Here is a 20,941-nt window from a genome sequence, read left to right on the forward strand (position 1 = left end):
CGGGGCCCGGACCCGGGCTTTCCTGAACGGAGTCGACTCAGCCGGCGAACCAGCGCACCGGCTTCGGCGCGAGGTTCTGGTAGACGTGCTTGGTCTCCCGGTACTCGGCGAGCCCGGCGGGGCCCAGCTCGCGGCCGGTGCCGCTCTTGCCGAAGCCGCCCCACTCCGCCTGCGGCAGGTAGGGGTGGAAGTCGTTGATCCAGACGGTGCCGTGGCGCAGCCGGGCCGCGACGCGCCGGGCCCTGCCGGGGTCGGTGGTCCACACGGCGCCGGCGAGGCCGTACTCGGTGTCGTTGGCGAGGCGGACGGCCTCGTCCTCGGTGGTGAAGGTCTCGACGGTGAGGACGGGTCCGAAGACCTCCTCGCGGACGACCTTCATCTCCCGGTGGCAGCCGTCGAGGACGGTCGGCTCGTAGAAGTAGCCGGACCCGGGGCGCTCGGGGGCGGGTTCGGGCCGCTTGCCGCCGCAGCGCAGGATCGCGCCCTCGGCGAGCGCGGAGGCGACGTACGCCTCGGTCTTGGCGCGCTGCTGCTCGGAGACGAGCGGGCCGACCTCGACGCCGTCCTCGGTGCCCCGGCCGATCCTGATCTTCTGGGCGCGGCGGGCGAGTTCGGCGACGAAGCGTTCGCGCACCGGCTCCTCGACGATGAGCCGGCCGCCGGCCGAGCAGACCTGGCCGCTGTGGATGAAGGCCGCGTTCAGCGCCTGGTCGACGGCGGTGTCGAAGCCCTCCTCGGTGGCGCAGGCGTCGGCGAAGACCACGTTGGGGTTCTTGCCGCCGAGTTCGAGGGCGACCTTCTTCACGCTGGGCGCGGCGGCCTGGGCGACCTTGGTGCCGCTGACCAGTCCGCCGGTGAAGGAGATGAGGTCGACGTCCGGGTGCTCGGCGAACCGGGCGCCGACGGTGTGGCCGGGGCCGGTGACGATGTTGGCGACGCCCGCGGGCAGTCCGGCCTCCACCAGCAGTTCGATCAGCGCGACGGTGGTCATCGGGGTGATCTCGCTGGGCTTGATCACGAAGGTGTTGCCGGCCGCGAGCGCCGGGGCGATCTTCCAGCTGGCCTGGAGCAGCGGGTAGTTCCAGGGGGTGATCAGGGCGCAGACACCGACCGGCTCGTGCACGACGACGCTGTGGATGTCGGGCGAGCCGGCGTCCACGACGCGGCCGGGGGCCTCGGCGGCCACCAGGTCGGCGAAGTAGCGGAAGGCGTCGGCGACACAGTCGATGTCGACCCGGCCCTCTGCCACGGTCTTGCCCGCGTCCTGGGCCTCCAGACGGCCGAGCGCTTCGCGATCGCGTACGAGGAGGTCGGCGACGCGGCGCAGCAGGGCGGCGCGCTCGGCGACGGGGGTGCCCGGCCAGGGGCCGTGGTCGAACGCCTGCCGGGCCGCGGCCACGGCGCGCTCGGCGTCCTTCTCGTCCCCCTCCGCGACCACGGCGAACGGTCGGGCGTCCGCGGGATCGAGGATCTCCCGGGTCGCCCCGGAGATCGCCGTCAGCCACTCGCCTCCCGCGTGGATGGTCGCCTTCGTCTGTCGTGCCGTGCTTTCCGCCATGATCGGTGTTGCCTTCCGTTACTGTTCGGCGCCCCTGTGTCACGCAAAGGGCCGGCTCAGGGACCGTGGCCCCCTGCCCCGGACCTCCGTTTGCATGCGGAATCGGGCGCCGAAAGTGCGCGGCGTCACTGAAAAGACGGCGGAAAAGGGACGTGGGCGCCTATCCGGGGCGCTGCGTTGAGTCCATGGGCCCGGTACAGCCCGTGGCGGCGGGACCGGCGCCCTGTTCCATCAGCTCGCGGACCCGGTCGCGCAGCCAGGCGTGGGCCGGGTCGGCGTCGTGACGGGGGTGCCAGGCGAAGCCGACCGGGGCGGCGGGGAGGCGCAGCGGGATCTCGAAGAGGGTCAGTCCGAGGGGCTCGGCGAGCGGGCGGGCCCAGGGGCTGATCAGGCCGATGAGATCGGTCGCGCGCAGCACGAACAGCGACGCCGGGTAGGTGCCGACGCCGGCCACCACCCGTCTGCTCAGCCCCAGCTCGGCCAGCGCCTCGTCGACCGGTCCGCGCAGCCGGCCGCGCCGGGACACGATGAGGTGACCGGCCGCCGAGGCGAACCGCTCGGGCGTCAACTCGCCCTCCAGCAAGGGGTGTCCGGAGCGTACGACGCCGAGCATGCGGTCCTCGTAGACCGTCTCCTGGCGCACCTCGGGGGCGGTGGTGTCGATCACCCCGATCTCCAGGTCGGCGGTGCCCTGGCGCAGGAAGGGAGCGTCGACATGGCTCTCGGACAGGAAGCGCAGCCGGATGCCGGGGGCCTCGCGTGCGGCGCGGGCGAGGAGGGCCGCGCCATGGGTGGCGGCGATGGCGTCGTGGCCGAGGATCGTGAAGGTACGGCTCACCGTGCGCAGGTCGGTGTCCCGGCCGGGCGCGAACAGGGCGCGGGCCCGCTCCACCACGGCGCCCACCTCGGCGCGCAGGGCCAGCGCGTGCGGGGTCGGCACCATCCGGCGGCCGGCCCGCACGAGGACGGGGTCGCCGAGCGCCTTGCGGATGCGGCCGAGGGTGCGGCTCATGGCCGGTTCGGACAGATGCAGCCGGCGCGCGGCACCCCGCACGCTCTGCTCCTCCAGCAGCACGTCCAGCGCGACCAGCAGATTCAGGTCGAGGCCCGTGGATTGCGTCATACGCATTCATTCCTTGCATAAGTTGCACTGGAGTGCAGGTCAAGGCTGAGCCTACGGTGAGCGTGCATCCCCTTCCACCGTCCAGCTCCCCGGGAGGAGCCGTGCCCTCGCACGCCCTGAAACGCCCCGCCCTGCTCGCCCTGTGCGCCTGTGTCCTGGTCGCGCAGAGCATGGTGGCGGCGATCAACCTGCTGATACCGCAGCTGAGTTCGTCCGCGCTGCATCCCTCGCACGCCGAGGTCCTGTGGACGGTCGACGCCTATGTCATCGTCTTCGCCGGGCTGCTGATCCCCGCCGGGGCGCTCGGGGACCGGCACGGGCGCAAGGGCGCGCTGCTCGCCGGGCTCGTGCTGTTCGCGGCGGGCGCCGCGACCAGTGCGCTGGCGGGGGCGCCGCTCGTGCTGATCCTGGGCCGGGGGCTGTCCGGCGCGGGCGCGGCGCTGATCACCCCGGCCACGCTGTCCCTGGTGATGCAGCTGGCGGCGCCCGCGCGGCGGCTCGGCGCGATGGCCGCGTGGACGCTGTCGATCGGCCTCGGCGGGGCCGCGGGCAATCTCGGCGGCGGGCTCGCGGGTCAGTTCCTCGGCTGGCGGGCGCTGTTCTGGGCCATGGTGCCGCTCGCGGCGCTGCTGATCGCGGTGGTGGCACGCGTCGTCCCGCGCACGGAGCGCTCGGCCTCGGGCCACACCGATCCGCTCGGCGCGGTGCTGCTGATCGCGGGGCTGGTGGCCGTGCTGTTCGGGATCATCGAGGGGCCGTCGTACGGCTGGCTGTCGGCGCGGATCCTCGGCGCCTTCGGCACGGGGGCACTGCTGGTGGCGGCGTTCACGGTGCACGCGCTGCGCGCCCGGGGCCCGCTGTTCGACCCGCGGGTCTTCGCCTCGCCCCGGCTGCGGGCGGCGTCCCTCGGCACGGCCACGGCCTTCTTCGGCCTGTTCTCCCTCTTCTACGTCAACTCGCAGTACCTCCAGGAGGTCAAGGGGTACGGCCCCGCCGTCACCGGGGTGGCGATCATGCCGCTGGTGGCCGGGATGTCCGCCGCGCAGATCCTGGCCAAGCGCTGGTTCGACCATCCCCGCGCCCTCGTCGGCACCGGGCTCGCCCTCATCGGCCTCGGCCTGCTCGGCGCGTCCACGGCGTCCGGAGCCACGCCGTACGGGCTCTTCGTCTGCTGGCTCCTGGTCATCTCCGCCGGCGCGGGCCTGTCCATGCCGCCGCTCACCCTGGGCGTCGTCACCTCCCTGCCCGCGCACCGGGCGGGCCTGGGCTCGGGCCTCGGCACGACGGCCCGCGAGACGGGCGCGGCCCTCGGCGTCGCCGTGACCGGCACGGTGCTGTCCGGCCATGCCGACCTGCTCCGGGGAATGGGGCCGGCGTTGCGGGTGGTGGGGGTGGTGGTGCTGGTGGCCACGGGGTTGGTGGTGCGGGGGTACGGCGAGCGCGGGCCGTTGACCTCACGGCCGACGTCAGCGGCAACCCCCTAGGGGCGCGGGGAACCGCGCGACCGGCCACGACGCTCCCGCACATGCGACGGCCCCGCTCCTGAGGAATCGGAGCGGGGCCGTCGCCGGGAACCAGCCTTAGATCAGGCCGAGCCCGCGGACGGCGTCACGCTCCTCCGCGAGCTCCTGGACCGACGCGTCGATGCGGGCGCGGGAGAACTCGTTGATCTCCAGGCCCTGCACGATCTCGTACGTGCCGTCCTTCGTGGTGACGGGGAAGGAGGAGATCAGACCCTCCGGCACACCGTACGAACCGTCGGACGGGATGCCCATGGACGTCCAGTCGCCCTCGGCCGTGCCGTTGACCCAGGTGTACACGTGGTCGATCGCGGCGTTCGCGGCGGACGCCGCCGACGACGCGCCACGCGCCTCGATGATCGCCGCACCGCGCTTGGCCACGGTCGGGATGAAGTCCTCGGCCAGCCACTTCTCGTCGGACACGACCTCCGCCGCGTTCTTGCCGCCGACCGTCGCGTGGAAGATGTCCGGGTACTGCGTGGCGGAGTGGTTGCCCCAGATCGTCAGCCGCTTGATGTCGGCGACGGTCGAGCCCGTCTTCTTCGCCAGCTGCGTCAGCGCCCGGTTGTGGTCCAGACGGGTCATCGCGGTGAACCGCTCGGCCGGTACGTCCGGCGCCGCCGCCTGCGCGATCAGCGCGTTCGTGTTGGCCGGGTTGCCGACGACCAGGACCTTGATGTCGTCCGCGGCGTGGTCGTTGATGGCCTTGCCCTGCGGCTTGAAGATGCCGCCGTTGGCCTCCAGCAGGTCACCGCGCTCCATGCCCTTGGTGCGCGGGCGGGCGCCGACCAGCAGGGCCACGTTGGCACCGTCGAAGGCGACGTTCGGGTCGTCGGAGATGTCGATGCCCTGGAGCAGCGGGAAGGCGCAGTCGTCCAGCTCCATGGCCGTGCCCTCGGCGGCCTTGAGCGCCGGGGTGATCTCCAGGAGGCGCAGGCGGACCGGCACGTCCGCGCCGAGCAGCTGGCCGGAGGCGATGCGGAAGAGCAGGGCGTAACCGATCTGGCCGGCCGCGCCGGTGACGGTGACGTTCACGGGAGTGCGGGTCATGGCGTTCTCCGTATGACAGCTGGCGGTGGGGCGTCCCTGCCCCGGGCGGATGATCGATCTCTTGGCATCAAGAGAGATCCAGCGGTCAGGCTATCGCGCATCCGGCATGCGAGACGTGCGGGGCCCTGTGGCTCAGCCCACAGAAGATCGCGAGGGGTTGGAAGGGGATGTGAAAGGCGGCCGTCCGTCCGGAGAGGGTGGACGGAGACGGCCGCCGGTGGGGGTACCGGCGCACCGGTCTCCCGTGGGGGGTATCCGTTCGCGTGCCCAGGATCCGGCCGGGCATGCCTGCCGGTCCCGAATTCATTCGTTCGGCGTCATCTCGTGCAGCCCGTACGGCCCGACGCGAGGGTGGCGCACGCCGTCGCCTGCGCCGGATCCGTGACGGCGATCATCGGGGTGTAGGCGATGGTGTCGCCCGCCTCGGTGGCCTCCCCGCTCTCGCGGGCCTTGCCCCGCGCCCCGGTGACCCGCACCTTGTCGCCGGGCACCGCGCCGGTGATGCGGCCCCACGCGGCACCGCAGACCTTGCTGTAGCGGACCTCCAGGGTGGTGGTGCCGAGGGTGACGGTCTGGGCGGTGGTCACCTGGTCGCCGCTGCACCCCATCGACTCGGCGTCCTTGCCCACGCAGTCCGAGCCCGAGCACTTCACCCCGGGCGGCAGGCTCGCCCTCGGACTCGCGCTCCGGGCGGCCCGCCCGGCCGCCGCCTCGTGCCTGCCGCCGTGGTCACCGGTGAAGTGGAAGACGCCGAGGATGATCAGCAGCACCGTCACGAACCCGCCGAGGAACATCAGCACCGGCTGCCGGTACCCGGGCCTGGCGTCGGGGTCGGGAGCGGGCATGGGAGCGGGAGCGGCGGGCCGTACGGCATCAGAACGTTGGGTGCTCTGGGGACTCTGAGGGCTCTGAGGGCTCCGGGGACTCCCCGGCTCCGGCGCACCGGGTACCCGTACCGGATCCGGCCGCGCTCCCGGCCGTCCGCTCGCCCGCGACGGCCCCTGGTACCCGGCCAGCCCCCACGAGTTGCCGCCGGACGAGTCCGCCGCCGTACCCCCGGCGCCCGGACGCTCCTCGGCCCCGCGCCGCTCCCCCGCCGGGGCCGTCGGCTGCGCGGGAATCCTCGGGACACCGAGCGCCCCGCCGTCGGTTCCACCCTCGGTCCGGTGTCCCGGCGCCGCGTGCTCATGCCCCAACTCGGCCCGGCTCCAAGCCCGTTCGGCCAGCTCCCACATCGTGATGATCGGCACCGGGCTGGTCCCCGCCGCCTCGGCCAGCGCGACGGCCGCGCCCTTGGGGGCGAGGCGCCGTCCGGCGAGGTAGTCCTCCCAGGACGCCCTGCCGTAGCCCGTGCGGTCGGCCAGGGCCGCGCCGCCGAGCCCGCCGAGGTCCACGAGCCACCGCAGCTGGCTGACGAACTCCTTGATCTCCGGGTCGAGTTCGTTCGGCAAGGTCTGCCAACGAGGCATCGTCTCCCCCCTCATCCCCATGTTCGTACCGGACGGTCACCGTTCTGCGGAACGGTCACTTCCGTGCCACAGCGCGAAGACAGCCGTTGATCAGGCCCTCGGCCGGGAGCCAGGGTGTGTCGGGCGGCGGTTCGTCCCTCATCGGGGGTGGGGACGAACCGCCGCATCACCGGCCTTACTTGGTCATCGTGAAGTGCAGCGTGTTGCTCACGAACGGGATCTCCAGCAAAGGATGCGGCTGGGCCATCAGGGCCAGCAGGACGATCGCCAGTCCGAGGACGCCGTAGGTGCTGATGTCGGTGAAGCGGGAGCGGACCGCGAGCATGCCGACGCCGGGCAGCATCCAGCGCAGTACCGCGCCCGCCAGCAGCGCGGCGCCGATCAGCAGGGTGCCCACCCGGAACGCGTCGAACGCGGTCAGCAGCAGGCCGAGCGCGACCGTGCCCAGGACCACCAGCAGGGGCCACTGCCGGGCGGGGGCGGGCGCGTCGCGGGGCGCGGCCCGGCCACCGCCCTCCGGGCGTGCGGTGTCCCGCGTGAACAGCGGGAAGCGGCGGGTGACCCGCCGCGGGCGCCCCTCGGCGTCGGGGGCGCTGATCGCGTCGCGGACGGTCTCCTCGCCGTCCCGCGTGTCCTCAGCCGGCACTGCGCTCCGCCGCCTCGACCACGTTGACCAGCAGCTGGGCCCGGGTCATCGGGCCGACACCGCCGGGGTTGGGGGAGATGAAGCCGGCCACCCCGGTCACGTCCGGGTGGACGTCGCCGACGATCCGGCCCTCGGCGTTGCGGGAGACGCCCACGTCCAGGACGGCCGCGCCCGGCTTGATGTCCTCGGCGCGGATCAGGTGCGGGGAGCCGGCCGCCGCGATCACGATGTCGGCCCGCTTGAGGTGGGCGGACAGATCGCGGGTGCCGGTGTGGCACTGGGTGACGGTGGCGTTCTCGCTGCGACGGGTGAGCAGCAGCGGCATCGGGCGCCCGATGGTGACACCCCGGCCGACGACCACGACCTCGGCGCCCTTGATCTCCACGCCGTAGCGGCGCAGCAGGGTGAGGATGCCGTTGGGGGTGCAGGGCAGCGGGGCGGGCTCGTTGAGGACGAGGCGCCCGAGGTTCATCGGGTGCAGGCCGTCCGCGTCCTTGGCCGGGTCCATCAGCTCCAGGATGCGGTTCTCGTCGATGCCCTTGGGCAGCGGCAGCTGGACGATGTAGCCGGTGCAGGCCGGGTCCTCGTTCAGCTCGCGGACGACCGCCTCGATCTCCTCCTGGGTGGCCGTGGCCGGCAGCTCCCGCTGGATGGAGGCGAGGCCCACCTCGGCGCAGTCGCGGTGCTTGCCCGCGACGTACTTGCGGCTGCCGGGGTCCTCCCCGACCAGGATCGTGCCGAGGCCGGGCGTGATGCCCTTCTCCTTCAGCGCCGCCACGCGGGCGGTCAGATCGGACTTGATCGCGGCTGCGGTGGCCTTGCCATCGAGAATCTGGGCGGTCATACCCCCATCCTCCAGGATGACCGCCCCAGGGTTCCAATCCGGGGCCGGATCAGGGTCCCCACCGGGGTCCGGGCACCGGTGGGGGTGATCACTGATGTTGCACTTGCACAACACCCGGAGATTACGGCTGGACAAGTCAGTATCCGGTCAAGAACCATGAACAGCGCAGTGCAGCGGGCAGCTCATCGGGGGGACGGACCGCATCTGTAGAACGCTCCTCCGTGCGGTGCCGCGCCTCGTCCCCGCACTCGCTCGACACCACGGAGGAACACCAGCCATGAGCTACGGCGACCCGAACAACCCCTACGGCAACCCGCAGGGCCAGCCGCAGCAGCCCGGATACGGCTACCCCGCCGCGCCGCCGGTCCAGCAGCCGTACGGCGGCGCCGCCCCGATGACCGTCATGCCGGGCAAGGTCAACGCGGCCCGCGTGATGCTGTGGGTGATCGTCGCCCTCCAGGTCATCGGCGTGGGTCTCTTCACCTTCTCCGCCGTGGCCGTCAACAAGGCCAAGCACGACAACTCCGTGCCGGGCCTCGCCGACTACCCGGTGGGCGTGCTGTGGGCCATCGTGGTGCTCGCGCTCGCCTGGCTGGTGTGGGCGGTCGTGCTGGCCACGAAGTTCTCCTCCGGCGGCAACAACCTGCGCGTCACGACGCTGGTGTTCGGCATCCTGACCGCGGTGCTCGGCGTCTACCCGTTCCTCGTCGTCGTGGGCATCTTCCACATCGTGATGGGCATCCTGATCGCCTGCTTCGTCGGCGGTGCCGACGGCAAGGCCTGGTTCGGCCGCCCGCGCTACTGAGCCGACCGCGCGATCGAGGAACACTTCGCGCCATTCGTCGTCCGGGGCCGTGTCTCACCCTTGAAGGGGGGACACGGCCCCCGTGCGTCGCCCTACTCTGGGAGAAGCCGTCAGGCACGGGGAGACGCACCTTGTACAGCATCATCGTCGTACCTCCGCCGACCACGGGGGACCGGCAGCAGCGCGGCCAGATCCGCCTCGCCCCCGGCGAGCGCCTCCGCTTCGGGCGGGCGCCCGGGAACGATCTGCCGATCCCGCACGAGGGAGTCTCGCGCCGGGCCGGTGAACTCGGCGCCCAGGGCGCGTTCTGGACGCTGAGCAACCTGTCCGCGCACCAGACGTACGTCGTGGAGAACCCGGAGGGCGCGGGCGAGCACATCAAGGTCGGGCCGGGCCGGCTCGACGCTCCGGTGCCGTTCGAGTTCTCCCGGATCGTGCTGCCCGCGGGCGGTGATCTGCTCGCCGTCGAGGTGTGGGCGCCGCGCCACGACTATCTGCGCGACGGCTGCGGAACCGACGGCGACACCACCGCCCCGGCCTTCTCCGTCGACCGCGCCAAGCGCTACTTCGCCGTGCTGGCCGCCCTGTGCGAGCCCCGGCTGCGCGGTGATCCGCACGCCCCGCTGCCCACCGTCGACCAGGTCGTGGCCCGGCTGGCGCCCTCCTGGCCGGCCGCCTCGCGCACCTCGGTGCAGTGGAACATCGACTATCTCGCGGTGAAGCTGCGGCTCAAACCCGGCCCGGACACGGCGGATCCGGGCCCGCGCCTGAACGGCAAGAAGGAGTCCCTGGTCTCGCTGGCGCTCCGCTTCGACCTGGTGCGCGAGGACGACCTGATCGTGCTGTCCGGCACCGGACCGGGGCCCGACAGGGAGCTGAGGACCGGCACGGAGCCGGGGGCCGGCAGGGAGCCGGGGGCCGGCACCGGAACCGGGGCCGCGCGCCGGACCGTCCGGTGACCGAGCCGTACGCCGTCCCGGTGCCCAGGGGCTACCGGGTCGGCGACTGGGAGGTCCGCGAACCGCTCGCGACCGGCGCGTTCGGGAGCGTGTACGCCGCCCGGCGGGCCGGCGGACAGGACGGCCCGCTCCCCCGCACCGCCGCCCTGAAGTTCCTCCCCACCGGCACCGGCACCCCCCGCCAGCTCGCCCACCTGCGCGAACTGGTCGAGCGCGAGGTCGCGTTGTTACGGCGGCTGCGGCAGCCGCGCCTGATCCGGATGTACGAGACCCTCGTCGTCGACGACCCCGGGCGCCCCGCCCTCGACGGCGCCACCGTCCTCGTACTGGAACGCGCTCGGGGCTCCCTGGCCGCGCTGCTCGCCGCCGGTCCCCGGCCGGCCGCCGGGCCGGTGCTGCTGGCCCAAGTCGCCGAGGGGCTGGCCCAGTTGCACCGGGCGGGCTGGGTGCACGGCGACCTCAAACCGGCCAACGTGCTGCTGATGGCGGACGGTTCGGCGCGGCTCGCCGACTTCAACATGGCCGCCGAACTGGAGGGCACCCACGGCTACACGCCCGCCTTCTCCACCCCCGACTACACCCCGCCCGAGCTGCTGTGGGCGGAGATCGGCGAACGCGGGCGCCCGATCCGCCCGTCGGCCGACATCTGGGCCTTCGGCGTGCTCGCCCACCTCCTGCTCACCGGCTCCTTCCCGCTGCCCGGCGGTACCCCCTCGGCCCGCCGGGACGCCGCCGTCGCCTACGCGCGCGGCACCGAGGAGCTGCGTCTGTCGGCCGAACTCCCGGGCGCCTGGCGGGAGATCGTGCGGGACTGCCTGGCCCGTACGCACGCCGACCGGATCGGCACCGGGGCACTGCTGCGCCGTGTCACGGCCGCCGCGGGCACCGGCCGCGCGCCCCGGCTGCCCCGCCTCACGCGCCCCGGCCGGCGCCGTCGTGCGACCGTCCTGGTCCTCGCGGCCGCCGCCGCCCTCGCCGCCCTCCTCGGGTACGGCCTCGACCACCGGCACACCGGCGACGAGAAGGCCCTGGCCCGCTACGGTGCGGCCGAACTGCGCACCGACCGGGGCGTACCGGTGCGCTACCGGCGGCTGATCGTGGACGCCGCCCACGGCTGCCGCCGCCCGAACGTCAGCCCGGCGCTGATCGCGGCCATGCTGAGGGCCGAGAGCGGCTTCGACGCGGGCCTCGCCGACCCGGGCGCCCAGGAGTACGGCATCGCCCGCTGGACCCCGTCCGTGCTGCGCTGGTGGATGCGGGACGACGGCATCCCCGCCGCCGCGACGCCCACGCCCCCGCTGACCCCGGCCGTGTCCATCCCGGCCATGGGCCGCTATCTGTGCTTCATCGACGCCCACCTGAAGGCGGACCTGCCCGGTGACCGGCGGCTGCTGGACGCGGCCGCGTACCGGACGTCGTACAAGAAGGTCGACGCCGCGGGCGGGATCCCGGCGGTGTACCGCGCGTACTGCGCGCGGGTCGCCCGGGGGCTCGCGGAGTACACACCCTGAGACTTCCGAGGTACCGGTCGCGGGGCCCGGCTGGGACGGTGGAACCACTCCGCCACGGCGGAGCGACCACCTCGCTCGTTCACATGGGGGAACAGTGAATATCGCCAAGCCCGCCGCGCTGCTCGTCGCGGCCACCGCCCTGCTCGCCGGCTCCACGGCCGCGGCCACCGCCGCCGCCCCGGACGGCACCCGGGTCACCGCCGTCCAGCGCACCGCCGACCAGATGCTGCCGGGCCACCCGGCCGCGCTGGAGGTGACGGGGGACCAGGTCCGCTACGACGGCCTCACCCTCACGAAGGCCCCGGCGGGCAAGCTCGCCGCCAAGGACCTGGCCTGCGCGTACGGCCACCTCTGCATGGTCGTCAAGGGCACCAAGTTCGACTTCTACAAGTGCCAGACCTGGACGGTGAGCAACTGGACCGGCGACGGCCCGTTCACCAACAACCAGACGCCCGGCACGGTCGCCCGGTTCTTCAACCAGGACGGCAGCGTCCGCTGGACCTCGACCGCGTACCAGGCCGGCACCGCCACCTGGAACCCGATCTTCTCCCTGCGTCCCTGCTGATCCGGCACACGGCGCGGCGGCCTCCGGCCCCCTCGGGGGAGGGCCGGAGGCCGCCGTACGCGTGCCCGCTCAGGGCGACACGGCTCAGACGCAGCTCAGACGCGGCTCAGTGGAAGAAGTGGCGCGTGCCCGTGAAGTACATGGTCACGCCCGCCTTCTGGGCCGCCTCGACGGCCAGCTCGTCCCGGACGGAACCGCCGGGCTGGACGATCGCGCGGACACCCGCGTCGATCAGGATCTGCGGGCCGTCGGGGAACGGGAAGAAGGCGTCGGAGGCCGCGTAGGAACCCCGGGCGCGCTCCTCGCCGGCCCGCTCGACCGCGAGCTTGCAGGAGTCGACGCGGTTGACCTGGCCCATGCCGACGCCGACCGAGGCGCCGTCCTTGGCGAGCAGGATCGCGTTGGACTTCACCGCGCGGCACGCCTTCCAGGCGAACGCGAGGTCCTTCAGCTCCTCGGCGGACAGCGCCTCACCGGTGGCCAGCGTCCAGTGCGCGGGGTCGTCGCCCTCGGCCTGGAGCCGGTCGGCGGCCTGGAGCAGCAGACCGCCGTCGACCGGCTTGGCCTCGACCGCGTTGGCGGGGCCGCCCTCGGCCTTCAGCACCCGGATGTTCTTCTTCTTGGTGAGGGCCTCCAGGGCCCCCTCCTCGTAGTCCGGGGCGACGATGACCTCGGTGAAGATCTCCGCGACCTGCTCGGCCATCTCCTTGCTGACCGGCCGGTTCACGGCGATGACGCCGCCGAACGCGGACAGCGGGTCGCAGGCGTGCGCCTTGCGGTGCGCCTCGGCGACGTCCGCGCCGACCGCGATGCCGCAGGGGTTCGCGTGCTTGATGATCGCGACGCAGGGCTCGGCGTGGTCGTACGCGGCACGGCGCGCGGCGTCCGTGTCCGTGTAGTTGTTGTACGACATCTCCTTGCCTTGCAGCTGCTCCGCCTCGGCCAGGCCGCCCGTGCCGTCGACGTACAGCGCGGCGCCCTGGTGCGGGTTCTCGCCGTAGCGCAGGGTGTTCTTGCGCTCGTAGGTGGCGCCGGTGAAGTCCGGGAAGGCCGAGTCGTCCACGGGGGCGTAGTCGGCGGCGAACCAGGAGGCGACGGCCACGTCGTAGGCGGCGGTGTGCTTGAACGCCTCGGCGGCCAGCCGCTTGCGGGCGGCCAGGTCGAAGCCGCCGTCCTTGACGGCCGCGAGGACGTCCGCGTACCGGGCGGGGCTGGTGACCACGGCGACCGAGGGGTGGTTCTTGGCGGCGGCGCGGACCATCGAGGGGCCGCCGATGTCGATCTGCTCCACGCACTCGTCGGCCGAGGCACCGGAGGCGACGGTCTCGCGGAACGGGTAGAGGTTCACGACGACCAGGTCGAACGGCGCCACGCCCAGCTCGTCGAGCTGCGCGCGGTGGCTGTCCAGGCGCAGGTCGGCGAGGATGCCCGCGTGCACCTTCGGGTGCAGGGTCTTGACCCGGCCGTCCAGGCACTCGGGGAAGCCGGTCAGCTCCTCGACCTTCGTGACCGGGACGCCGGCGGCGGCGATGCGGGAGGCGGTGGAACCGGTCGACACCAGCTCGACCCCGGCCTCGTGCAGCCCGCGCGCCAGCTCTTCCAGGCCGGTCTTGTCGTAGACGCTGACGAGCGCCCTGCGAAGGGGCCGCTTGTTGCTCTCGGCGGTCACTGGATAACTACCTTTCGTCCCTCGATGCGATAGCCGTTGCGGGCGAGCCGCCCCACGACCTCGACGAGCAGCCTTCGCTCGACTTCCTTGATGCGCTCGTGCAGCGCGCTCTCGTCGTCCTCGTCCCGGATCTCCACCACGCCCTGCGCGATGATCGGCCCGGTGTCGACGCCGTCGTCGACGAAGTGGACGGTGCAGCCGGTGACCCGGGCGCCGTACGCGAGCGCGTCGCGGACGCCGTGGGCGCCGGGAAAACTGGGCAGCAGCGCCGGGTGGGTGTTCACGAACCGCCCGCCGAAGCGCGCGAGGAACTCCTTGCCCACGATCTTCATGAACCCGGCGGAGATCACGAGATCGGGCTCGTACGCCGCGACCGCGGCGGCGAGGGCGGCGTCCCACTCCGCGCGGCTCGCGTGGTCCTTCACCCGGCACACGAAGACCGGCAGCCCGGCGCGCTCGGCGCGGGCGAGCCCCTCGATGCCGTCGCGGTCGGCCCCGACGGCGACGATCCGCGCGCCGTACGCCTCGGCTCCGGTGCGCTCGATCTCGTCCAGCAGCGCCTGGAGGTTGGTGCCGGATCCGGAGACCAGCACGACGAGGCGCTTGGCCACGGGGTTGGCGGCCACGGTGGGGCCCTTTCTCAAGAAACGGTCTGTACCGTCGGCGCTTTGTACATTCGTACGAATGCTTCGCGCCCCCGGATACGGGGAACCCTACGAAGCGGCCGACCGCCAGCAACGATACCGGCACCGCGGACGGCCCCCACGGGACGGGTGCGTGGCCGGGAGGTAGCGTTCGCAGGGAATCGACAGGAGCAGTCCCGGGAACGCGGTCGTCGTGCGGCGCGTTGACGGGGTGGAAGCTCACGACGACCAGCCGTGTTGATCTAGGGGAAGACGCTCTTTTGATGCCCGTCCGCAGCCTGCGACTCCTCACGTTCCCGCCAGCGCCGGCCCAGGGAGGGGAGCGCGACGGAGTGCTGCTGCGCGAGCGGCCTTCGACGCCGCCCGACGCCCCGCGGGGCGGGGCCGGTGGATCCGACGGGTCCGGTGGGTCCGGCGGAACTGGTGGGTTCGGTGGACCGGGTGGACCGGGTGGGTCCGGTGAGGGGCAGAGCGGTGGCCCCGGGCGGGACGGCCGGGGTGACGAGGGCGGACGGCAGCAGGACAATCCGTTCGCGCCGCCGCCGGAGGGCACGCCGGACCGGCCGTGGCAGCCGCGGCACCCGGGCGGTGCGTCCGGCCCCTCCGGTTCCGGTGGCGGCCAGGGCGGCCACGGCGGTCCCGGTGGTGGTCACGGCGGCGGTTCCTGGGGCAGCCAGTGGAGCGACCGGCAGCCCGGCCGGTCCCCCGGCGGCTTCGGCGAGCGTCCCGGCGCGGGTCCCCAGCGGCCCGCCGGCCAGGGCGGGGGCCAGGGAGGCGGTCAGGGCGGCCCCGGCGCGGGCATGCGCTGGGACCCCACGGACCCGGTCCAGCGCCGGGCGCGCTACGCGCTGCTGTCCGGCATGTGGGCCGTCTTCTTCGTGCTGTTCAGCTGGCCGTACGTCTCGCTGCTGCTGGGCGCGCTGGCGCTGTACTGGGGCATCAGCGCGCTGCGCGCCGAGCCCCGCGCCGCCGACCCGGACAGGCCGGCCCCGGCAGCCGGCCGCCCCCAGACGACGGCGGCCGTCGGCGGTCTGGTCACGGCGTCCCTGGCCCTGGTGCTGGTCGCCTCGACGTTCACGGTCCAGTTCGTCTACCGCGACTACTTCACGTGCGTGGACGACGCGCTCACGCACGAGGCGAAGCAGTCGTGCCAGACGCTGCTGCCGGAGCAGTTGAGGAGCGTGCTCGGGTCGGCGAACGAGTAGGACGGGGGCGGGGTCAGGGGGTTTCGGGAGTCCCGGGGGTCTCGGGGGTTCCGGGAGTTCCGGGGGTTTCCTTGGTCGCGGCGGGATCCGTGGTTTCGGCGGATTCCGTGGGTTCCGTGGGCTCAGCGGTTTTCGTGGGCTCAGCGGTTTTCGCGGGCTCAGTGGTTTTCGCGGGCTTCGTGGGCTCCGTGGCGGGGGCCTCGGTCAGGGCCTTGGCCGGGGCCTTGGTGGGCAGTTCGATACGGAGTTCCGCCGGGGGCTCGGCCGGGAGGATGTCGTAGGCGTCCTCCTCGGAGAGGCCGTCCTCGCGCTTGGCCCTGCCGTCGGCCTTTCCGGAGTTCTTGGCCTTGCCCGGGTCCTTCGCCTTGCCCGGGTCCTTCGCTTTTCCGGAACCCTTCGTCCGCTCCGGGTCCCTGGGCTTCTGCCCGCCCGCCGGTTTCCCTGAATCGGTCGCCGACCTCGGGGCCCCCGCGCCCCGCAGCCGCCAGGCCCGTACGACGAGGGCCGTCGGCATGCCGAGCAGCGCGGTCCAGGCGCCCGCCGCCGGGCCGGTCTGCCACCACAGGGGGCCGAAGCGGGAGAGCGCGCCGACACCCAGCGGACCGCCGGAGAAGTCGGCGAGCAGGGCCAGCAGCAGGGTGCAGACGAAGGCCGTCAGCAGGGTCACACCGGTGGTACGGGCCGCCGACCAGCGCACCCGGGGCGGCTCCCCGCGCCCTGGGCGTCGTACCGCCGCGCGGGCCACGAACCACCCGGCCACCACCCCGGCCGCCACCGCCACCAGCGCGGCCGCCCAGTTCAGACGGGTGCCGGGGCCCGCGTCCGGAACCGCCGCGAGCAGCGGGAACGGCGGCAGCAGCGGGGCCGGGTCGGAGGCCAGCGGGTGCACCGGGTGCCCGGCGCCGAGGACGAAACCGGGGCCGAGGGCGTAGGACGCGGCCCACACGGAGGCGTTGGGGACCAGCGCCATGCCGAGCAGCAGCACCGCGAACCGCCCCGTCCACCCCTCCGTCAGCTGGAGGAACGACGCCCGTGCCACGTCCCCGTGCCACACCGTCGAGGCGGCCACGAGCAGCGCCCCGCCGCCGACCAGCACGGCGGTCGACGCCCCGGCGGCCCGTACGGCCGTGTCCACCCGGGCCCGCGCGTCCGCGCCGAACACCAGCCGCCGTACCGGACCCGGCACCGCCCGCAGCACGACCAGCAGCGGTCCGGGCGGCCAGCCGTGCGCCGACCAGACCCCGGCCCCCGCCCCGGCCGTCGCGACCAGGGGCAGGGACATCACCAACCAGCCCCAGGACGGCCGCAGTTCACCGCCCGAGCAGTACAGCGCGGTGGCGGTGCCGACGGCGAGGTAGCCGAGGACCACACCGAGCCAGGCCGTGCGCACGGGGACCGGGGGCGGTCCGTCGGGCTCGCCGGAGGCGTCCGTGGCGTACCGGCCCGCCCGGTACAGCAGCCACGCGGGCAGCGCGAGCAGCAGCAGCGGGGTGACGCCCACCGGGAGGGGCGCGCCCGAGAGGGTGTCGGTGCGGACCAGTTCGACGCCGTGCGCCAGCAGCCACAGCGCGGCGGCGATGTGCAGCGCGCCGCTCGGCCCGCTGTCGGGGTACGGCGAGCTGATCCACAGGCCGAGGACCAGCACGGTCAGCGCGCCGAGGCCGAGTCCGGCCGCGACCACGCCGTTCAGCAGGCTCGCGGACAGGCCGGGCGAACGGTCGCGCAGCCGGGTGGACAGGGGGGTGAGCGACGGTCGGCGCGCGGTCATCTGGGTCACCCGGCCATGGTCCCAACGACACGCGCTTTCCCGGCGTAACAGGTGAAGCACCGTAGTGTCGCTCAATATATGTTTATGTCACTTATCGTACGAAAGGGTGCACGGTGAGCACGCAGATCTCCGCAAGCCCGTTGCCGCCGCCGAAGGAACGCCGACGCCTGCGCCAGTCCCGCTCCCTGACCCAGGCTCAGCTGGCCGCGCAGCTCGGGGTGGCCCGCGCCACGGTGCGCGCCTGGGAGTCGGGGCGCCGGGCGCCGACCGGTGCCGAGGGGCGGGCGTACGCCGAGTTCCTCGCCGCGTTCACGCCATCGGCGGCTCCTGACGATCCGTCCGAAGAGGCGGGCCCCGGCACCATGGGCCCCGGAAAACCCGAGCCGCTGACGCCCGCTCAGGCCTTCGACGCGCTCTACGCCTTCTGCGCCCCGGCGCTCGTACGCCAGACCTATCTGCTGTGCGGGCGCCGCGAACTGGCCCGGGAGGCGGTGGAGCGCGCCTTCCAGCTGGCCTGGCAGCGCTGGCCCGAGGTGGCCAGGGACCGGGACCCGGCCGGGTGGGTGAGGGCGGTGGCGTACGACTGCGCGCTCTCGCCCTGGCACCGGTTCCGCCCCTGCTACCGGCACCCGGAACCGCCACCGGCCGACCCGGCGGACCGGGATCTGCTGGGCGCGCTGCTCAAGCTGCCGCCGTCGTACCGGCGCACGCTCGTGCTGTACGACGGGGTCGGCCTCGACCTCCCGGAGACGGCGGCGGAGACGGAGGCGAGCACGCCGGCGGCGGCGAACCGGCTGACGCACGCGCGGGCGGCGATGGCCGCGTGGGTCCCCGAGCTGGCGGACACGGCGCTGCTGCACCGCCGGCTGACGGAACTGTCCTCCCGCGAACGCCTGCGCGCGTCCCGCCCCCCGACGGTGCGCACGCTCGGCGAACGCCGCAACGTCTTCTGGACCCGGGCGGCGATCGCCTTCACGGTGACGATCATCGGCGCGACGGCGCTCACGCTGCGCACCGCTCCCACCCACTACGAACCCCCGATCGCCCCCGCCCAGGCCGTCGAGGGCGTCCCCCGCGCGGTCCCGATGGGCCCCTTGTCCCGCGACGAACTGGCCCTGCGGGCGAAGCTCCGCGGGGAGGCGTCGTCGGGCGGCGAACGGATCGAGCCGACGCCGAGGTGACACACGACGAGCGAAAACGCCGGTAGGCCCGCCCCGGGGAACGGGACAGGCCTACCGGCGTTCGGGTCGGAGGCTCAGCTCGTCGAAAAGCCCAGCTCTGCCGAGAAGATCACGCGCCCAGGATCTCGCGGGCGAGCTTCGCCGTCTCGGTCGGGGTCTTGCCGACCTTGACGCCCGCGGCCTCCAGGGCCTCCTTCTTCGCCTGCGCGGTACCGGAGGAACCGGAGACGATCGCGCCGGCGTGACCCATGGTCTTGCCCTCCGGCGCGGTGAAGCCCGCGACGTAACCGACGACCGGCTTCGTCACGTTCTCCTTGATGAACGCGGCGGCACGCTCCTCGGCGTCACCACCGATCTCACCGATCATCACGATGAGCTCGGTCTCGGGGTCCTCCTGGAACGCCGCGAGCGCGTCGATGTGCGTGGTGCCGATGATCGGGTCGCCACCGATGCCGACGGCGGTCGAGAAGCCGATGTCACGCAGCTCGTACATCATCTGGTACGTCAGCGTGCCGGACTTCGAGACCAGGCCGATGCGGCCCGGCTTGGTGATGTCGCCCGGGATGATGCCGACGTTCGACTGACCCGGGGTGATGATGCCGGGGCAGTTCGGGCCGATGATCCGGGTCTTGTTGCCCTTCTTGCCGGCGTACGCCCAGAACGCCGCCGAGTCGTGCACGGCGATGCCCTCGGTGATCACGACGGCCAGCTCGATCTCGGCGTCGATGGCCTCGACGACCGCGTCCTTCGTGAACTTCTCCGGCACGAAGATGACGGAGACGTTGGCGCCGGTCTTCTCGATGGCCTCCTTGACGGTGCCGAAGACGGGTACCTCGGTGCCGTCGAAGTCCACGGTCTGACCCGCCTTGCGCGGGTTCACGCCGCCCACGACGTTCGTGCCGTCACCGAGCATGAGCTTGGTGTGCTTCATGCCGGTGGCGCCGGTCATGCCCTGGACGATGACCTTGCTGTCCTTGTTGAGCCAGATAGCCATGGTGTGTCGGTGTCCTCGTCCTCGTGCTTACTTGGCGGCGGCCAGCTCGGCGGCCTTCGCGGCCGCGCCGTCCATGGTGTCGACGCGCTGCACCAGCGGGTGGGCGGCGTCCGTGAGGATCTTCCGGCCCAGCTCGGCGTTGTTGCCGTCGAGGCGGACGACGAGCGGCTTCTCGACCTTCTCGCCGCGGTCCTCCAGGAGCTTCAGGGCCTGCACGATGCCGTTGGCGACCTCGTCGCAGGCGGTGATGCCACCGAAGACGTTCACGAAGACGGACTTGACGTCCGGGTCGCCCAGGATGATCTCCAGGCCGTTCGCCATCACCTGGGCGGAGGCGCCGCCACCGATGTCCAGGAAGTTGGCGGGCTTCACGCCACCGTGGTTCTCACCGGCGTACGCGACGACGTCCAGGGTGCTCATGACGAGACCCGCGCCGTTGCCGATGATGCCGACCTCACCGTCGAGCTTGACGTAGTTGAGGTTCTTCTCCTTGGCGGCGGCCTCCAGCGGGTTGGCCGCGGCCTTGTCGTGCAGCGCCTCGAAGTCCGGGTGACGGAACTCGGCGTTGTCGTCCAGGGAGACCTTGCCGTCCAGGGCGATGACGTCACCCGAGGCGACCTTGGCCAGCGGGTTGACCTCGACCAGGAGGGCGTCCTCCTTGATGAAGGTGTCCCACAGCTTGACCAGGACGTTCGCGACCTGGTCGGCGACCTCGGCCGGGAACTTGGCGGCCGCGACGATCTCGCGGGCCTTCTCGGGGGTCACGCCGTCGATCGCGTCGATCGGCGTCTTGGCGACGGCCTCGGGGCGGGTGGCCGCCACCTCCTCGATCTCCATGCCGCCCTCGACGGAGGCGATGGAGAGGAAGGTGCGGTTCGCACGGTCGAGGAGGAAGGAGACGTAGTACTCCTCGACGATCTCCGGGGCGGTCTCGGCGATCATCACCTTGTGGACCGTGTGGCCCTTGATGTCCATGCCGAGGATGTCCGTCGCACGGGCGACGGCCTCGTCCGCGGAGGCGGCCAGCTTGACGCCGCCGGCCTTGCCACGACCACCGACCTTCACCTGCGCCTTGACGACGGACTTGCCGCCCAGACGCTCGGTGATCTCGCGCGCCGCCTCAGGCGTGTCGATGACTTCACCGGCCAGCACCGGTACATCGTGCTTGGCGAAGAGGTCCCTCGCCTGGTACTCGAACAGGTCCACGCGCTTCCGTCCCTATCAGTGATCTCGCGGTTCGTTGGATGCGTGGGCGTGCCGCGAAGGGCAACGTGACGTCCGCTTGTCACTAGGGGGGCGCACACGGTGTCCGAGCGCGCGGCATGTCCGTCTCGCAGGTTATCGCCGCTTGCGGGGGCTCCCTAAATCGAGGGTCACACGCGAGCGGTGATACCTGTCACATGATGCCGGGTTCCCTGGCACGCCGTGCC

18 protein-coding genes are annotated in these 20,941 nt (G+C 72.9%); 7 read left to right on the forward strand and 11 right to left on the reverse strand.

The window, feature by feature from the left end:
- Positions 1-37 precede the first annotated feature (37 nt).
- Together QHG49_RS14065 and QHG49_RS14070 are read right to left on the reverse strand one after the other, a co-directional pair.
- Positions 38-1,558, reverse strand: coding sequence for an aldehyde dehydrogenase family protein (locus QHG49_RS14065; RefSeq protein WP_301489962.1), 1,521 nt, complete (start codon positions 1,556-1,558; stop codon positions 38-40).
- A 160-nt stretch (positions 1,559-1,718) separates the two neighbouring features.
- Complete coding sequence (locus QHG49_RS14070; protein WP_159704297.1) at positions 1,719-2,687, reverse strand: LysR family transcriptional regulator; 969 nt, start codon at positions 2,685-2,687, stop codon at positions 1,719-1,721.
- 95 nt (positions 2,688-2,782) lie between these two features.
- Between QHG49_RS14070 and QHG49_RS14075 the strand changes: the two genes are divergently transcribed.
- A complete protein-coding gene (locus QHG49_RS14075; RefSeq protein WP_145483021.1) occupies positions 2,783-4,165 on the forward strand; it encodes an MFS transporter in 1,383 nt (460 codons plus the stop codon).
- Positions 4,166-4,261: 96 nt separating this feature from the next.
- Here the strand turns inward: QHG49_RS14075 and QHG49_RS14080 are convergent, their stop codons facing one another.
- The 4 genes from QHG49_RS14080 to QHG49_RS14095 all read right to left on the reverse strand — a co-directional run bounded on the left by QHG49_RS14080 (position 4,262) and on the right by QHG49_RS14095 (position 8,210).
- The gene (locus tag QHG49_RS14080; protein ID WP_145483019.1) at positions 4,262-5,251 is read right to left on the reverse strand and encodes a malate dehydrogenase; all 990 of its coding nucleotides are present in this window, start codon (positions 5,249-5,251) and stop codon (positions 4,262-4,264) included.
- 317 nt (positions 5,252-5,568) lie between these two features.
- Complete coding sequence (locus QHG49_RS14085) at positions 5,569-6,720, reverse strand: DUF2690 domain-containing protein (RefSeq protein ID WP_301489963.1); 1,152 nt, start codon at positions 6,718-6,720, stop codon at positions 5,569-5,571.
- A 175-nt stretch (positions 6,721-6,895) separates the two neighbouring features.
- Positions 6,896-7,366 carry a DUF3017 domain-containing protein gene (locus QHG49_RS14090; RefSeq protein ID WP_145483013.1) on the reverse strand — a complete coding sequence of 157 codons (471 nt, stop codon included), beginning with the start codon at positions 7,364-7,366 and terminating at the stop codon, positions 6,896-6,898.
- Positions 7,356-8,210, reverse strand: coding sequence for a bifunctional methylenetetrahydrofolate dehydrogenase/methenyltetrahydrofolate cyclohydrolase (locus tag QHG49_RS14095; RefSeq protein ID WP_159704288.1), 855 nt, complete (start codon positions 8,208-8,210; stop codon positions 7,356-7,358). Before QHG49_RS14095 ends, QHG49_RS14090 begins: the two co-directional genes overlap by 11 nt.
- Positions 8,211-8,487: 277 nt before the next feature.
- On the opposite strand from QHG49_RS14095, the gene QHG49_RS14100 reads away from it, so the two are divergent.
- The 4 genes from QHG49_RS14100 to QHG49_RS14115 all read left to right on the forward strand — a co-directional run bounded on the left by QHG49_RS14100 (position 8,488) and on the right by QHG49_RS14115 (position 12,050).
- The gene (locus QHG49_RS14100; protein ID WP_301489964.1) at positions 8,488-9,015 is read left to right on the forward strand and encodes a hypothetical protein; all 528 of its coding nucleotides are present in this window, start codon (positions 8,488-8,490) and stop codon (positions 9,013-9,015) included.
- Between the two features lie 131 nt (positions 9,016-9,146).
- On the forward strand, positions 9,147-9,974 hold the full coding sequence (locus QHG49_RS14105) for an FHA domain-containing protein (RefSeq protein WP_301489965.1): 828 nt from the start codon (positions 9,147-9,149) through the stop codon (positions 9,972-9,974).
- Positions 9,971-11,485, forward strand: coding sequence for a protein kinase (locus QHG49_RS14110; protein WP_301489966.1), 1,515 nt, complete (start codon positions 9,971-9,973; stop codon positions 11,483-11,485). Before QHG49_RS14105 ends, QHG49_RS14110 begins: the two co-directional genes overlap by 4 nt.
- Before the next feature lie 94 nt (positions 11,486-11,579).
- Positions 11,580-12,050: a hypothetical protein gene (locus QHG49_RS14115; protein WP_159704282.1), complete on the forward strand. Its 471-nt coding sequence runs from the start codon at positions 11,580-11,582 to the stop codon at positions 12,048-12,050.
- A 106-nt stretch (positions 12,051-12,156) separates the two neighbouring features.
- On the opposite strand, the gene purH is transcribed toward QHG49_RS14115, so the two are convergent.
- Positions 12,157-13,719 (reverse strand): bifunctional phosphoribosylaminoimidazolecarboxamide formyltransferase/IMP cyclohydrolase, encoded by a 1,563-nt coding sequence (gene purH, locus QHG49_RS14120; protein WP_301489967.1) that lies wholly within the window; start codon positions 13,717-13,719, stop codon positions 12,157-12,159.
- On the reverse strand, positions 13,716-14,345 hold the full coding sequence (gene purN / locus QHG49_RS14125; RefSeq protein ID WP_145482997.1) for a phosphoribosylglycinamide formyltransferase: 630 nt from the start codon (positions 14,343-14,345) through the stop codon (positions 13,716-13,718). Before purN ends, purH begins: the two co-directional genes overlap by 4 nt.
- Positions 14,346-14,626: 281 nt before the next feature.
- Between purN and QHG49_RS14130 the strand changes: the two genes are divergently transcribed.
- Positions 14,627-15,568, forward strand: coding sequence for a hypothetical protein (locus tag QHG49_RS14130; RefSeq protein ID WP_301489968.1), 942 nt, complete (start codon positions 14,627-14,629; stop codon positions 15,566-15,568).
- A 13-nt stretch (positions 15,569-15,581) separates the two neighbouring features.
- Here the strand turns inward: QHG49_RS14130 and QHG49_RS14135 are convergent, their stop codons facing one another.
- Positions 15,582-17,336, reverse strand: a complete 1,755-nt coding sequence (locus QHG49_RS14135; RefSeq protein WP_301492774.1) for a DUF6350 family protein — start codon at positions 17,334-17,336, stop codon at positions 15,582-15,584.
- A 113-nt stretch (positions 17,337-17,449) separates the two neighbouring features.
- Between QHG49_RS14135 and QHG49_RS14140 the strand changes: the two genes are divergently transcribed.
- Positions 17,450-18,517 (forward strand): helix-turn-helix domain-containing protein, encoded by a 1,068-nt coding sequence (locus QHG49_RS14140; protein WP_301489969.1) that lies wholly within the window; start codon positions 17,450-17,452, stop codon positions 18,515-18,517.
- 109 nt (positions 18,518-18,626) lie between these two features.
- Here QHG49_RS14140 and sucD read toward each other — a convergent pair whose 3' ends face one another.
- Positions 18,627-19,511, reverse strand: coding sequence for a succinate--CoA ligase subunit alpha (sucD, locus tag QHG49_RS14145; RefSeq protein WP_145482987.1), 885 nt, complete (start codon positions 19,509-19,511; stop codon positions 18,627-18,629).
- Between the two features lie 27 nt (positions 19,512-19,538).
- Entirely contained in the window at positions 19,539-20,717 is a 1,179-nt protein-coding gene (gene sucC, locus QHG49_RS14150) for an ADP-forming succinate--CoA ligase subunit beta (RefSeq protein WP_145482985.1), read from the reverse strand.
- Positions 20,718-20,941 lie beyond the last annotated feature (224 nt).

Origin of the sequence: Streptomyces sp. WP-1, from assembly GCF_030450125.1 — a bacterium.
Lineage (GTDB): Bacteria > Actinomycetota > Actinomycetes > Streptomycetales > Streptomycetaceae > Streptomyces > Streptomyces incarnatus.

Bases quoted from the DNA above. Each gene is read 5' to 3' on its own strand.
- QHG49_RS14100 (WP_301489964.1), top strand. From the start codon at position 8,488: ATGAGCTACGGCGACCCGAACAACCCCTACGGCAACCCGCAGGGCCAG.
- QHG49_RS14095 (WP_159704288.1), bottom strand. From the start codon at position 8,210: ATGACCGCCCAGATTCTCGATGGCAAGGCCACCGCAGCCGCGATCAAG.
- QHG49_RS14080 (WP_145483019.1), bottom strand. From the start codon at position 5,251: ATGACCCGCACTCCCGTGAACGTCACCGTCACCGGCGCGGCCGGCCAG.
- QHG49_RS14085 (WP_301489963.1), bottom strand. From the start codon at position 6,720: ATGCCTCGTTGGCAGACCTTGCCGAACGAACTCGACCCGGAGATCAAG.
- QHG49_RS14070 (WP_159704297.1), bottom strand. From the start codon at position 2,687: ATGCGTATGACGCAATCCACGGGCCTCGACCTGAATCTGCTGGTCGCG.
- QHG49_RS14130 (WP_301489968.1), top strand. From the start codon at position 14,627: ATGCCCGTCCGCAGCCTGCGACTCCTCACGTTCCCGCCAGCGCCGGCC.
- QHG49_RS14135 (WP_301492774.1), bottom strand. From the start codon at position 17,336: ATGACCGCGCGCCGACCGTCGCTCACCCCCCTGTCCACCCGGCTGCGC.
- sucD (WP_145482987.1), bottom strand. From the start codon at position 19,511: ATGGCTATCTGGCTCAACAAGGACAGCAAGGTCATCGTCCAGGGCATG.
- QHG49_RS14065 (WP_301489962.1), bottom strand. From the start codon at position 1,558: ATGGCGGAAAGCACGGCACGACAGACGAAGGCGACCATCCACGCGGGA.